The organism is bacterium, from assembly GCA_018830565.1.
Lineage (GTDB): Bacteria > UBA9089 > JAHJRX01 > JAHJRX01 > JAHJRX01 > JAHJRX01.
On record JAHJRX010000067.1, the window covers coordinates 1 to 13558 of the forward strand.

The following is a 13558-nucleotide window of genomic DNA, read 5'->3' on the forward strand; positions in this document are numbered from 1 at the left end:
AGGTGTGATTAAAAAGGCTGAACTAGAATCAAATTAAGTTTCTTTTTAATTCAAACTTTGGGAAAATTCATTAATGTTTCTATGAAAATCGTAGAAATTAGGTTAATCTGTCTTGTAAGTTTTCATAATTAGAATTGCTGGGTCTTTCTTTGGCTCTCTTGTTTTTCTTTTTTTGCTTCTTCTGTTATTCTTCTGAGGTCATTTACTCCCGAAGTAACTGCATTTAGTTTTTCAAAATTACTTTTGGTCTTATTCTTAATAAGATAAGCTAAAGCGGTCTTGCCTACTCCTGGAGGACCAAATAAGATTAAGGAAGTAATTTTATCAGCTAAAATAGCTCGATGCAAAAGCTTCCCTGGGGCTAAAATATGTTTTTGCCCTACAAACTTTTCTAAGGTATGAGGTCGTAGTCGATAAGCTAAAGGAGTATCTTTATCTATCATCATCTTAAATGTTTAGTTAACCAGCTCCAACTGGACATATTTATTTAATAAGACCTTTGTTTCACCATTAAAAAAAGAGATGGTCAATGTTAAAAATCTAACCTCTCATTTTCTCCCAGGGGAAATCCTACCTTAATTCTCGCTCTTGTTCAGGGAAGTCCTCAAAATTACCTTGTTATAACTTGTTATATAGCACTTATTAATGAAATTTTGACATAGAGCAAATTAATTTAACTCCAAACAAGTTTATCTTTTGTTACTCGGTGTTATTTCCTATGTCCGGTTTTCGTTAATAACTACTATAATCCTCTCCTTTAAGAATCTTTGAAAGTCGTGCTACTCTTTGACCTAATTCTCTTCCTGCCATTTGTGCCTCCCTATCAGGCGACCCTACGGTACCAACCCCATAGTGCCCACCTGCAGATATTGGGTCACCAATGACCACCATTCCATGGATAAGCATTGCCTGAAGGATCGAGAGCATTGTTGTCTCCTTTCCACCTGTTGGATGGCCAGATGTGGCAAAGCTTGCTCCGATCTTTCCTTCAAGCTTCCTTCTGATTGTTACACTTCGATCAAACATCTCCTTGACCTCAGAGGACATCCCACCAAAGTAAACAGGTGATCCGACGATGAGACCATCGATGGACAAGAGGTCTTCATTGGTTACCTCACCTGCCCTCTTTACCACGACCTCCATCCCCCTGACCTCATCAGCACCTTTGGCGATCTCCTCAGCCAGGGCTTTAGTGTTGCCACCTTTTGAAGAATAAACAACAAGTATCTTAGCCATGCTATAATCTCCTTTCTATTACAATCTGACCCCCCTGAGGGGTCAGGGGGAATGTTAAAGAATTATAAGGAAAAATAAACACTTGAATTCTTGAACCCTCGAATCCTTGAACCCTTTAGAAAGTTGGATCAACTAAATTGAAGAAATTCCATAGTTTTAAATTAACTCCTTGAGCCTTGCGGCTGAGATTAGAAAGAACACGGTCTCAGACGAGATGGTTGTTCGGACCATTAAAAAGATGGAATTTAGACTATGAAATCCCTTAAGTTCATTGTATAAAAATTTCCTTTTTGCCACGAATTATACAAATTAACACGAATTTTTTAAGATTTTTATTAGTGCTCATTCGTGTCCATTCGTGGCTAAAAATCTTACCCTAAGTTCAAAATTCAAGTTCCTTTTGACCCTAATTTATCCATTTTTGCCCATACCTAAATCTGAGAAACCTTCCCTGAAATAATGGGAGAAGCTACAATAAAGCTTCACCTCTTCCTTGACAACTAATTACCTTTCCTTCACCCCATTATCATGAAGAACTATTCTCCCTGCAAGATTATCATTTTTGATCCCTTTATTATGGTGGACTTTTTCTATCTCTAATTCTTTTAAAAAACAAGAAGGGGTGCTTTCTCGGGTAACTCCATGCCAATTTCGATGTTGAGTATAAGTAAGAAAGAGTCTCTCCTTAGCTCGAGTGATGCCTACATAACAAAGACGACGTTCTTCTTCAAGGCGATCTTCCATTAAAGCATTGAGATGAGGAAATATTCCTTTTTCCATACCCACTAAGAAAACTACTGGAAATTCTAATCCTTTAGCATTATGTAAGGTCATTAAACTTACTTTATCATCTTCTTCTGGCCAGTGATCAATATTTGCAGTAAGTTGAGCTTGGCTTAAAAAAGAAGATAAGTCTTTGTCTTCGCTATTTTCTTCAAATTCTTTCACCATAGAAAAGAACTCTTCTATATTTTCTATCCGTTGCATAGCTTCCTCTTCGATGTACTCTTCTTTTAAATAAAGGATATAATTTGATCGGTGAATAAGCTCTTTTACTAAATTTAAAAGGCTTAATTCTTCTTTTTTAGCCATTAAATATCTGATCAAATTTACAAAGGAATTTATCGCTTCTTTGGTCTTTTCGGAAATAATCTCTATCTTAGTTAAGGCTTCAAAGAAGGTAATATTTTTCTGATCACGAAAAGACTTTATTTTTTCCACTGTCGTCTTACCAATTTTCCTGGAGGGAATATTAATAATTCGTTCTATACTTATCCCATCACTTAAATTTTCTAATATTCTTAAATAAGATAGTAAGTCTTTGATCTCTTTTCTCTGGTAAAAGCTTACTCCACCCACAATAGCATAAGGAAGTCTAGATCTTCTAAAGACATTTTCAAGGGTACGAGATTGAGCATGAACTCGATATAAAACAAGAAACTCATTTTCATTTCTTCCTTCTTTCTTCTTCAGGGCTAAAATTTGAGAGGCGACATATTCTGCTTCTTCATATTCATTTAAAGTCTCAAATACCACCACCGGCTCTCCCTTACCTTTATTTGTCCAAAGAGTCTTATCTTTTCTTTGGGAGTTATGCTTAATTATTTTATTGGCTGCTTTTAAAATATTACTTGTCGAGCGATAATTTTCTTCAAGCTTAACTATCTTTACTCTCGGATAATCTCTCTCAAAATTAAGAAGATGATAAATATCAGCTCCCCGCCATTGGTAAATACATTGATCATCGTCTCCTACCACACAAACATTTTGATATTTCTTAGACAACTGCTTTATCAGCTCATATTGAGCAAAATTAATATCTTGGTATTCGTCCACTAAGATATACTTAAATCTCTCTTGAAGAGTTTCTAGGATCTCTATTCTTTTAGAGAGAAGATAGTTTGCTTCTAAGATTAAATCATCAAAATCAAGAGCTTTATTCTCTGAAAGTCTTTCTTGATAGGCTAAATAGGCATCTTTTACTACTTTATTAAAGTAATGATCTGCTCTAAAATCCGATGGCTTAATTAAATTTTCTTTAGCCTTACTAATATTTGCTAAGATTTTGGCAGGTTTAAACTGTTTTTCATCGACATTTAACTTTTGCAAACAATCCTTAATCAGCTTTAATTGATCGCTTTCATCATAAATTGTAAAGTTTTTTAGGTCTCCATACTCTCTTAAAATACGAACACAACTTGAATGAAAAGTCGATATCCATATTGGTTTAGCTTTTACACCTACTAAGTCAATAACTCGATTCTTCATCTCTTTAGCGGCTTTATTAGTAAAAGTTACGGCTAAGATTTGGTAAGGAGAAATACCTAAATTAACAAGGTGAGTAATGCGGTAAGCAATAACCCTGGTCTTCCCTGAGCCAGCTCCAGCTAAGACTAAAAGAGGACCATCTTGGTAAGTAACCGCTTCGCATTGAGGGGGGTTTAATTCTTTTTTTAGATCTTTTGCTTCAGTAACAGCGGGTCCCATAAGTTTACCTTTAATATCTTGGCCATTAACTGGCACTTAACTTGAAATAAAAAATAGATAGGAGCTTTAATGTCAATCAAGGTTTCAAAGTTTCCTTGACCTTTGCTAATAATTAGATCTGAGGAAAAAAATAATCTTTTTAACTCTTCATCTACCTCATCGAGAGGAAAGCCAATGGAACTTGTTCCAGGGATTATCTCTACATTCTTTAATTTTAACTCTTTTACTTCTTCATAAGTGATATCATTTAAAATAGGAGTATTTTTTACAATTAACTTCACTTCTTTATCGTGTAATTCTTTTATCAATAACCAATCAAAAACAAATTCTCCAGCATTATCAGCAATATATAATATTTTTTCTGCTGAAATTAAATTCTTTCTAAGGCTTTCATATTCAAAGATAATAAATTCCTTGCTTAAGGCTTCATTGATGATCTTCTTTAAATTAAAATTATCTCCAAGACCAAAGTCTATAGAATTTCCAGCAATGGCTAATTTGACACAAGCTCCAAAGGGATCCTTAGTGTCTTCAATTAAACTTTCCAGGTAAGGAAATAAATCCCACCCCTTCTTTTGATATTCATCTTTAACGCTACGGTAAGGATCGTAACAATTTAAGACCCTTTTTACAATTCTGTGAGCCTGAGTAGTAGCTTTTGAAGGCACAAAGACACTAAAAGGAATACTAGAAAGGTACTTCATCACCTCGTTTAAGACTTCCTTTTGCAAGGCTATATTATGGGTGACTAATTTGACCCCTCTTATGACCTGACTAATGATACAAGGAATACATTCAATTGAGGCAATTAATTCTCTTGTCTTTCCCATTAATAACACTACTCTATGGTCTGACTAATAATACAAGGAATACATTTAGTTAAAGTTATCAATTTTTTCTTTTTCCCATTGGCGGTACCACCATATCCATTGATCTGGATAAAGTTTAATATACTCTTCTACTTTCTTCATAAGACAAGAGATTACCTCTTCCAAGGAAATTGCTTTTTGATTAACAGCTATAGGTGGATTGATGATTATTCGATGCTGGTTATTTTCCTCTCGAATATCAAAGGTAGGTAATAATGAAGCCTTATATCGAAGAGCCAAGAAAGCAGCTCCGCGAGGAATGGTGATAAATTTATGAAAAAATTTTACCTTTACTCCTTTTTTAGAAGTGCTTTGGTCCCCAGCTATAACAATTATCTTTCCTTTTTGGAGTAAATTACCCATCTTCTTAGGTGTCTGACTGATAAGCACTTCCACCCCTTTTGTTTTTCTTATCTTATTTATCATTCCGTCGATATATTTATTACTTTGCCTCTTCACGACCACATTCATAGAATAGCCAGCTAAGGCCAAAGTTAAAGAAATTAACTCCCAGTTACCTAAATGAGCGCTAAATATGATTACTCCATTCTTACTTTCTAAAGCTTCTTTAAGGTAACTTAGACCTTCTACCGTTACCTGCTTCTGAATATTCTCTTTATCTGTTTTAGCCAGACGGAAGAATTCTATCAAACTTTTACCAAAGTTTTGGAAAGCCCTATAGGCAATAAGTTTTATTTTCTTTTTGGAATAATCTGAAAAAGCTAAGCTTAGATTTTCAATAGCCTTTTTTCTGTACTTAGGCAGAAAAAAATAAGCCAGCTGCCCTAGTAATCTTCCTAAAAAATAAGAAATACTTAAGGGACAGATCTTAATAATATTTATAGCTACTAAAAATAAGAAATATTCAGTCCAAGACTTAATCATTACTTAGATAGCCTTTTTTATAAATAATGTTATTATAATAAATGTTGTTATAATATCACTTTTTTATAAATAATCTTAATTAAGCAACATCATAAGTTAGTTGAAGTTGAGAAAGTCTATCATAGAGACCTTTCTTAAGGAGTAAATCTTCGTGAGTTCCTACCTCAACTATCTCTCCTTTATCTAAAACGATAATCTTATCACAATTTATGATGGTAGAAAGTCGATGGGCAATAATAATAGTCGTTTGATTCTCCATAATCTTAGTTAAAGATTCTTTGATCAAAGCTTCTGATTCTACATCTAAAGAAGAAGTAGCTTCATCTAAAATCAAGATTTTAGGTTTTCTAACAATTGCTCGGGCGATGGCTAATCTCTGCCTTTGCCCTCCTGATAAATTAAACCCATTTTCTCCAATCAAAGTATTATACCCCAAAGGAAGATCCAGAATAAATTCATGGGCATTAGCAATCTTAGCTGCTTCTATAACTTCCTCCAAAACAGCATCCCTCTTTCCATAAGCAATATTTTCCAAGACTGTTCCACTAAAGAGAATAATTTCTTGAGGAACTACTCCTACCTGCTTTCTTAAATTTTCCATCTTTATTTCTTTGATATTATGGCCATCGACAAAGATTTCTCCCTTAGAAAGTTCATAAAGACGAGATAATAAATTAACTAAGGTAGATTTACCACTTCCCGAAGGACCAACTAAGGCACAAGTTTCTCCTGGATTTATTTCAAAGGTAATATTTTTTAGCACTTCCCTTACCTTATTATAACTAAAAGAGATATTTTGGTACTTAACATAACCTTTGATCCCTGGAAGCTCTTTTGTTTCAGGCAGATCTGCCCTGGTCGCTTCCGTACTTAAAAGCTCACTAATTCTACTTGAAGCCGCGATAGCTTGTTGAAGATTAATATTCATATTAGCTAACTTTTTTAAAGGTTGAGAAGAGGCGCTTAAGTATAAGACAAAAGCAATTAAGTCCCCCGTAGAAAGCTGACCAGAAATTACTTCATACCCGCCATACCAAAGAACTGCAATCACCCCGACCATACACAATAGCTCTACCAGAGGATTTGAAGCTACCATTAACCGGATTCCTTTCATAAGATACTTAAAATAACCCTCATTTTCAGAGATAAACTTATTTTGCTCATACTCTTCTTGACTAAAAAGTTTTACAATAGAGATGCCCATGATTACTTCCTGGAGGACGCGAGTAACATCAGCTACTTTTTCTTGGGTCTTGGTAGCTACTTTCCGCATCCTTTGTCCAAACTTATAAATGGTGAGAACAATTAAAGGGCCAACTATCAAAGAAAGCAAGGTTAATTTCCAGTGAATATAAAAGACAAAGCCTAATGCCCCTATAAATACTATTGGTTCTCGAAGTAAGCCTACCAAGCCACTACTTAAAAAGTTCTGAACTATCATTACATCATTAGTAGCTTTAGAGATTATTTCTCCGGTGTGTTGATGACGATAAAATTTTAAGGGTAGGATAGTTAAATGAGTAAAGATTTGATTCCTAATCTTAAAGATTACTCTTTGCGCTACATATTGCATAATATAATCTTGGCTATATTTAGAAACAGCTAAAACCAAGGCTACTAATAAAGCTACTCCTAAAGTTAAATTTAGTTTAACCAGCTCCTTATTAATTAAAGCTTCCTTAACTAAATCTCTAACTATCCAAGGAATAGCTAAAGTAGCGGCTGAAGCAACTAACATACAACCTAAGGCTAGAAAGATACGGCGCCTATATGGTTTTAGATGGCTTGATAATCTTTTTAGTTCTTTCATTTTTATAACTTGGCTTTTCTTAATATCTCCAAAGTAATTTCTAAGGATTTTAAATTATCTTGTAATTCTTCAAAAGATTGATTCTTGGTTAAGATACATTCTATAAAGTCTTTTAACTCCAGCTTTAAAGGATTATCCCGGTGAACAAAGAGTCGCTCAATAAAGGATTCTTGTTTATATCGAAGCATTTCTCTACTTAGGATATACTTGGAAGAAGCTTGACGATGAATATGTAAATCTTGATTAGCATAATCTAAATAAATATAAGCCTCTTTTTGAGTAATAGCTAAAGTTCTAATCTTGTTTTCTGTAACTCGAGAGGCAGTAATGTTAGCTATACATCCATTCTCAAAAACCATTTGAATATTAGCAATATCTTCATAACTTGAAACCACGCTCTGGGCTGCTACGTTTATATTCTTGACTGGAGAATTTACTAAGTTTAAGACAATATCTACATCATGAATAACCAAGTCCAACACCACTCCAGTATCATTAATTCGACCATTATAAGGACCTAAGCGACGACACTCAATAAAGATAGGATTAGTCACGATATTCTTCAGCTCTCCAACAGCCGCATTAAATCTTTCTACATGGCCTACTTTTAAGATGACCTTTTTGGAGATGGCTAAATCAGTCAGCTCTTGAGCCTGGGATAAATCTTCAGTCATTGGTTTTTCTAAGAGTACATGAACCTTAGCCTTTAAAAATTCTTTAGCTACTTCATAATGGAGATAAGTAGGCACTGCAATAGTTACTGCTTCTACCTGATCTAATATTTTTCTATAATTTGTGTAAGCTTGGACATTATATCTCTTGGCTATTTTATTAACTCTTTCTTCGTCTGGATCAACAACCCCAATTAAATTAACATTGGGAATTTCTGAATAAGTACGAACATGATACTCTCCCATATGACCTGTACCTATTACTCCTACGTTAATCTTTTCCATTACTTCATCCTTTCTAAAAGAAACAGACTTATTTAAGTTTTATGGCTCTTCTATCAAAGCTAAAGCTTCTATCAGGTAGTAATTAGCTTTTTGATAATCTTTTAATAAAGAATACTTAAAAGATAGATCTCTTAATTCTTTAACTTCTAAGAGTAAGGCTGTATTCTTCAGAAACCCGTAAGTTTTTTTATATTGATATAATTTTTCAAAGAGAAGCAACCTGGTTTTATATAAATCTTCTTTAGCTTCATGGATATCTTCTCTCTTATCTATCCTCTTATCTATGTTAGGCTTATCCCGAGGAAGATCTTCATTGGGCATATCTTCAAAAGGAGGAATCTTTTTTACTTCAGGTAAATTTTCTTTGACTAAGATTTTTTCACGCAGACAAGAAGAAGACAAGAAAAAAAGTAAAGATATAAAGAAAAAGGCTAACTTATGGTTCTTCATAAATAGTCTAAAAATGTGGACCAATCATTCTCCTTGACTTTTTAAATCTTCTAAACTTTTTACTTCTTTTTTAGTATTCTGTAGCTATCTTGATGGCTTTTACGGCTAAAGACTTTGATAAGCCTAAATTATCTATAGCTTTTGGATAGTCTTTTTTGGTAAAATAATCATTAGCTTTATTAAAATACTCCTCACTTAAGCTTAAGACCTTTTTTGCTTCTTTTTCATTGCTCAAAACTACCTTCTCTTTGGCTTCTTCAATTAACTCCTTACCTTGGAGGAGTTTTCTTTGAATAACTTGATCGGGACTTTCTTCCTCCATCTTCTTTATGGATAAAAGACCATACTTTAAAGCTTCCTCTATCTCTCTTTCTGCCTCTGAATAATCTTCAGTTACATAAAAAGATAAAAGAGCTTTCTTTTGGATCTCTTCAGCTTTATCTAAATATTCTTTAGCTTCTTTATTTCTTTCTTCCTGATTTAAATCCTTTGCTTCTATTAAGATCTTCTCTAATTGCTTCATCTTGGCAGAAATAGTTTCAAATTTTGATCTCTCTTCGCCTTCTTCTTCTATGCCCATAACTTGGTAAGCAAGATTAGCAGCTTTTCTTATATTTTCTAAAGCTTCTTTAAAATCTTTTCTCTTAAAGGCTTTTAAGGCCATAAGCTCTACCTTCTTAGCATCTCTTATGACATTCTTAATCTTATCGCCACTTATTTTATCGCTACTTGTTTCTGTGATCTTATTTTCTGTTTTAGAAATTAAATCTTCTAATCTAAGTAGTTCAAATTGGGTAGCTTCCTCAATGTCTAACAAATTACTCTGGCTAATATAAAAAAGAGCTTTTTGAGCATAATTAAGACCTTCATTGATATGATACAAAGTCTTTTCATTCTCGCGCAAAGCTAAAAGGATATTAGCTCTGGTCTTGGATTCCTTAGCTTTCCAGAGCCATTTTTTAATTTTATCGATAGTTTCTTGATCAAGACCTTCTTTTAAGTAATCTTCAATTTTGCAAATCAACTTTTCTAAGTGAGAAATTCTCCAATTTAATTTTTTAGTAAAATTTACAGACCTTTCCGCTACTTGTCTTGCCTTAGCCATTAAGGTAGAGATCTCTTTTAAATCTTCTAATGCTTTGGTAGTTTCATTTTTAGCTAAACTAATGCTGGTCTTGGTGTAAATTTGCTTAGCTTGCCATAATAAGATAAAAGCTTCTTCTTCCCCGCTTTCTCTAACGATTAACTCCACTTTTGAAATTTCATTTTGGAGATTATTAACTCTCTCTTCGGTAGTGCTAAAAGTTTTTGATTCTTTTTCGGAAAGATAGATTAACTTGTTAATCAAATAACTACATTGATAAAGATTAGCCGTGGCTTCTTCTAAAAGTTGTTCCTTGACCTGAAGAGAAATATTCTTTTTTAAAACTTCTACTTGTTGTGAAGTCTCTTGAATTTGAGTACTCTTTAAATTTGTTATCTTTTCTTGGGCTTTTAGATAAAGTTCTTCTAAATACTTTAATTCTTTTGAAAACTCCAAAGAAGAAAATGGCTTTATCTTTTCTCCCTTAACCAGCGATAAAGCTTTACTCATTCCCTCCTCTATTTCTAGAATGATCCCCAAAGCTTCTTTGTACTTTTCTTCTCTGATTAAAGAAGGAGCTTCTTTAGATAGGCAATTGGATCTCTTGATAAAGTAAATAGCTCCTTTGTTTTTAGAGGTAGCAATTTCCTGGTAATTGCTTTTTAAAAAATCAGTGGCTTGTCTTAATCTTTTTTCGGTATCTTCTCTTAAATTTAAAAGACTATCCATTTCTTTAATCAAAGAAAAAGCTTCTTTTAGCTGCTTTAGTGAAAGATTATACTCCGTTTCTTGATAAAGGTTTTTAGCTAAAGAATAACTTTTATTAATTTTTTCGTAGAGAGATTTTACTTCTTCTTTATTACTTTGGTCTACTAAAACTTTATTCTTAGCGATGGTCTTTTCTAATTTATTAAGTCTTTTGGGGAGTAATTCTTTGGTGATTACTAAATTAATAGATTTTTGAGCTAAATATAAAGCTTTAGAAATACAAGCATCTGCTTTATCGTGTAAATTATCCTTTAGATATAAATCTACCTCTTTCCTTAAATCTAAAGTTTTTTTTAATAATTCTTGAGTTTCTAAGACTTCACTCGAAGCAACCATCTTTTTTGCTTTCAAGAGAGTATCATCTAGCTTAAAAAGCCTTTCATTAACTTTATCTTTATTAATCTCTTGGCCAAATGCAGCTAAAGGATAAGCTAAAGGGTAAACTAAAAGAATCCATAAGTAAATGACTATCTTTTTATACTTAACAACCATTTCTTCTCTTTTCTAAAAAGGAGATCATATTTCTAAGTAACTCCTCATGTCCTTTTCTTTTCTAAAAAGGAGATCATGCTTTTAGGTAACTCCTCAGGATTAAAAGGAGCATCAATATACAAATCAACCTTTATCTTATGTATTTTTTCAATTTCCGCTCTTTGCCCTCGAGCAGATAAAAGAATAAGAGGAATTTGGCTAAATTGTGGATTAAGTCTGATCTCTCGACAAAGTTTAAAGGTATTTAGAGCATTGTTGGCCATCGCGTCTAAAAGAATCACATCGGGTTGAAAATTACTTAACCCCACTAAAGCCTTGCTATAACTACTGGCAACCTGAGATAGAAAATTATACCCTTCTATGGAGATTAAGATTACAGCAATAATATCAGGATCATTTTCTACAATTAATACTTTGTGTTTAATCTTTAGCTCTTTATCCAAATTATCCAAAAAAGTCTTCCTTTTTATCCTTTACAGAGAAGTAGCTTCCTCAAATGAAAAGATATGTCTCATTCTTTTTCTCTTTTCTTTAGGAAGGCTAAAGATAAATTTATTCCCTTTTCCCGCCACGCTTTCTACCCAAATCTCACCGCGATGGCTTCTAATGATGGCTTTACTCAAAGGCAACCCTAATCCTACCCCAGCGACACCTTTAGCTAAGATAATCTTGGCGGTTTTATGAAATTCAGTAAAGATCCTTCCCGTATCCAAAGGAGAAATGCTCATACTGGTATCACTTACCGAACATAAAATATCATCTTTTCTATCTTCTAAACTTATTGTAATGCTGCCTCCATGAGGTGTAAATTTAATAGCATTCTCAATCAGGTTATTTAAGACTTGCCCGATGCGAACTTTATCCATAAAGACCGGGGGTATTTTCTTTGAAGTTTCGACAGTCAAGGCAAGATGCTTTTCTTTACTTGTCAGAATTAAGTCTTTAACGACCTCATCTACTACCTCTGATAAACTATCTAACTCTAAGATAAGCTCTATCTTGCCCGAAGTAGTCTTAGAAAAATCTAATAAATCATTGATTAATCGAATTAATCTATTGGTACTACGTTCAATAATCCCTACTAACTGCCTTTGTTTTTCATTTAAGCTTTCTTGCTCTCTCGACAAAAGTTCTACTGCTCCTTTTGTAGAGGTTAAGGGAGTTCTTAATTCATGAGATATCTTATCCATAAATTCAGACTTAATCTTTTCTAATTCCATAGCTTGATATAACATCTTAAGTTCTTTATAAGAAAAAGCCACCAGAGAGACGAGAATCAAGAAGAAAGTATTTAAATCGGCCATAAAAGAACAGATGAATTGATTAACATTAACCCGATGATTAGTAAGATCGGGAAGGGTCTTTAAAATAAGAGACGAGCTGTAAATAAATAAAAAGATGACTAAAGTTGTTATTAGCCATTGAAAATAAAGCCAAGCAGGTGTTTTTTCTTCTATTCTTAGCTTTAAAATAAAGGAGATAGTAAGACCACTAAAGATTAAGATAAAAAAAGAAAAGATTCCGCTTGAGATTAAAATAAGACTTTCCATTCTTAAAAACCAACCAACTTTAAAAACTACCTTTACTTTAGATATATTTTATAGACGCCTCTAAACAATAAAATTACACCTATTAAAGCTACAAAGTATTCTATGCTTAAAAGATAAGCATAGAATATTCCCTCTTTAAAAGTATAGCTTAAAATGGTCCCTCCAAAAGAGATCCCTCCCCAAATAATAAAGGTGACTAAACTTCCCTTAAAGTATTTCCACTCCTCATATGAGATTATCTCCTCATTCTTTAAAGAAATAAGTAAACGAAAGAGGGCAAAGATAAAAAAAAGAAAAGCTATGATTTTAATAAAAGTCATAAATTATACCTTTTAGATTTATAATAGTTATCGAAAAATAGACATCAGGAAATAATATCGAACAATAAAAGTAGCTAAATTAATTTGCCATAGGTCAAAATTTCATTAGTTAATAGGTAATAGATCTTCCTTAACTTATCCAAACTTTACCTTAAATAAGGACTTTTGTCAAGATTGATATTATAGCAATCAGCAATTCTAATTATAAGATTTTACAAAACAGATTAACCTAATTTTTACGATTTTCATAGAAACATTAATGAATTTTCCTAAAGCTTGAATTAAAAAGAAACCTAAACTAATCGGCAAAGGGACATATTGTCTTAAATTACCTATAAAATAAAAAGAAATTTTCATAATTAGAATTGCTGGATTTTACTTACTTGACAATGTTATTTCACTTTGTTATTATTAACATAAGTAAATGTGCCCACATAGCTCAGTTGGCAGAGCGCGTCCTTGGTAAGGATGAGGTCAGCGGTTCAATCCCGCTTGTGGGCTCCAATATTCTTTTTGGAGGTAATCCTTATGGCTAAGAAAAAATTTGAAAGAACTAAACCCCATCTTAATGTGGGAACAATTGGACATATCGATCATGGTAAAACTACCCTCACTTCTACCATCACTAATATCCTATCTAAAAAAGGATTA

The 13558-nt window shown here is 33.1% G+C and carries 13 protein-coding genes and 1 tRNA gene; 2 read left to right on the forward strand and 12 right to left on the reverse strand.

Features of this window, described 5'->3' with window-relative positions:
* Positions 1-128 precede the first annotated feature (128 nt).
* From KJ849_06385 to KJ849_06440, 12 genes are all read right to left on the reverse strand, one after another.
* Positions 129-443: an AAA family ATPase gene (locus KJ849_06385; protein ID MBU2600184.1), complete on the reverse strand. Its 315-nt coding sequence runs from the start codon at positions 441-443 to the stop codon at positions 129-131.
* 289 nt (positions 444-732) lie between these two features.
* Positions 733-1236 carry an NAD(P)H-dependent oxidoreductase gene (locus KJ849_06390; GenBank protein ID MBU2600185.1) on the reverse strand — a complete coding sequence of 168 codons (504 nt, stop codon included), beginning with the start codon at positions 1234-1236 and terminating at the stop codon, positions 733-735.
* Positions 1237-1740: 504 nt separating this feature from the next.
* A complete protein-coding gene (locus KJ849_06395) occupies positions 1741-3723 on the reverse strand; it encodes a UvrD-helicase domain-containing protein (GenBank protein MBU2600186.1) in 1983 nt (660 codons plus the stop codon).
* Positions 3690-4553 carry a DUF89 family protein gene (locus KJ849_06400; GenBank protein ID MBU2600187.1) on the reverse strand — a complete coding sequence of 288 codons (864 nt, stop codon included), beginning with the start codon at positions 4551-4553 and terminating at the stop codon, positions 3690-3692. The genes KJ849_06395 and KJ849_06400 overlap by 34 nt, the downstream gene beginning before the upstream one ends.
* Before the next feature lie 45 nt (positions 4554-4598).
* Positions 4599-5477, reverse strand: a complete 879-nt coding sequence (locus KJ849_06405; GenBank protein MBU2600188.1) for a lysophospholipid acyltransferase family protein — start codon at positions 5475-5477, stop codon at positions 4599-4601.
* Positions 5478-5556: 79 nt separating this feature from the next.
* Positions 5557-7287 carry an ABC transporter ATP-binding protein/permease gene (locus KJ849_06410; GenBank protein ID MBU2600189.1) on the reverse strand — a complete coding sequence of 577 codons (1731 nt, stop codon included), beginning with the start codon at positions 7285-7287 and terminating at the stop codon, positions 5557-5559.
* A gap of 2 nt (positions 7288-7289) precedes the next feature.
* On the reverse strand, positions 7290-8243 hold the full coding sequence (locus KJ849_06415; protein MBU2600190.1) for a Gfo/Idh/MocA family oxidoreductase: 954 nt from the start codon (positions 8241-8243) through the stop codon (positions 7290-7292).
* Between the two features lie 39 nt (positions 8244-8282).
* Entirely contained in the window at positions 8283-8693 is a 411-nt protein-coding gene (locus KJ849_06420; protein MBU2600191.1) for a hypothetical protein, read from the reverse strand.
* 70 nt (positions 8694-8763) lie between these two features.
* Positions 8764-11037: a hypothetical protein gene (locus tag KJ849_06425; protein MBU2600192.1), complete on the reverse strand. Its 2274-nt coding sequence runs from the start codon at positions 11035-11037 to the stop codon at positions 8764-8766.
* 44 nt (positions 11038-11081) lie between these two features.
* Complete coding sequence (locus tag KJ849_06430) at positions 11082-11489, reverse strand: response regulator (GenBank protein MBU2600193.1); 408 nt, start codon at positions 11487-11489, stop codon at positions 11082-11084.
* 21 nt (positions 11490-11510) lie between these two features.
* The gene (locus KJ849_06435; protein ID MBU2600194.1) at positions 11511-12587 is read right to left on the reverse strand and encodes a hypothetical protein; all 1077 of its coding nucleotides are present in this window, start codon (positions 12585-12587) and stop codon (positions 11511-11513) included.
* Positions 12588-12619: 32 nt separating this feature from the next.
* The gene (locus KJ849_06440) at positions 12620-12907 is read right to left on the reverse strand and encodes a hypothetical protein (GenBank protein ID MBU2600195.1); all 288 of its coding nucleotides are present in this window, start codon (positions 12905-12907) and stop codon (positions 12620-12622) included.
* A gap of 428 nt (positions 12908-13335) precedes the next feature.
* Between KJ849_06440 and KJ849_06445 the strand changes: the two genes are divergently transcribed.
* Positions 13336-13411, forward strand: a tRNA-Thr gene (locus KJ849_06445).
* Positions 13412-13435: 24 nt separating this feature from the next.
* Positions 13436-13558, forward strand: a 123-nt coding sequence (gene tuf / locus KJ849_06450) for an elongation factor Tu (protein ID MBU2600196.1), incomplete at its 3' end; no start/stop codon positions are given.

What these genes read in the sequence shown, in the direction of transcription:
- KJ849_06415 (MBU2600190.1), bottom strand. Translation starts at nt 8,243, where the DNA reads ATGGAAAAGATTAACGTAGGAGTAATAGGTACAGGTCATATGGGAGAG.
- KJ849_06390 (MBU2600185.1), bottom strand. Translation starts at nt 1,236, where the DNA reads ATGGCTAAGATACTTGTTGTTTATTCTTCAAAAGGTGGCAACACTAAA.
- KJ849_06410 (MBU2600189.1), bottom strand. Translation starts at nt 7,287, where the DNA reads ATGAAAGAACTAAAAAGATTATCAAGCCATCTAAAACCATATAGGCGC.
- KJ849_06440 (MBU2600195.1), bottom strand. Translation starts at nt 12,907, where the DNA reads ATGACTTTTATTAAAATCATAGCTTTTCTTTTTTTTATCTTTGCCCTC.
- KJ849_06425 (MBU2600192.1), bottom strand. Translation starts at nt 11,037, where the DNA reads ATGGTTGTTAAGTATAAAAAGATAGTCATTTACTTATGGATTCTTTTA.
- KJ849_06385 (MBU2600184.1), bottom strand. Translation starts at nt 443, where the DNA reads ATGATAGATAAAGATACTCCTTTAGCTTATCGACTACGACCTCATACC.
- KJ849_06400 (MBU2600187.1), bottom strand. Translation starts at nt 4,553, where the DNA reads ATGGGAAAGACAAGAGAATTAATTGCCTCAATTGAATGTATTCCTTGT.
- KJ849_06395 (MBU2600186.1), bottom strand. Translation starts at nt 3,723, where the DNA reads ATGGGACCCGCTGTTACTGAAGCAAAAGATCTAAAAAAAGAATTAAAC.
- KJ849_06405 (MBU2600188.1), bottom strand. Translation starts at nt 5,477, where the DNA reads ATGATTAAGTCTTGGACTGAATATTTCTTATTTTTAGTAGCTATAAAT.
- KJ849_06420 (MBU2600191.1), bottom strand. Translation starts at nt 8,693, where the DNA reads ATGAAGAACCATAAGTTAGCCTTTTTCTTTATATCTTTACTTTTTTTC.
- KJ849_06435 (MBU2600194.1), bottom strand. Translation starts at nt 12,587, where the DNA reads ATGGAAAGTCTTATTTTAATCTCAAGCGGAATCTTTTCTTTTTTTATC.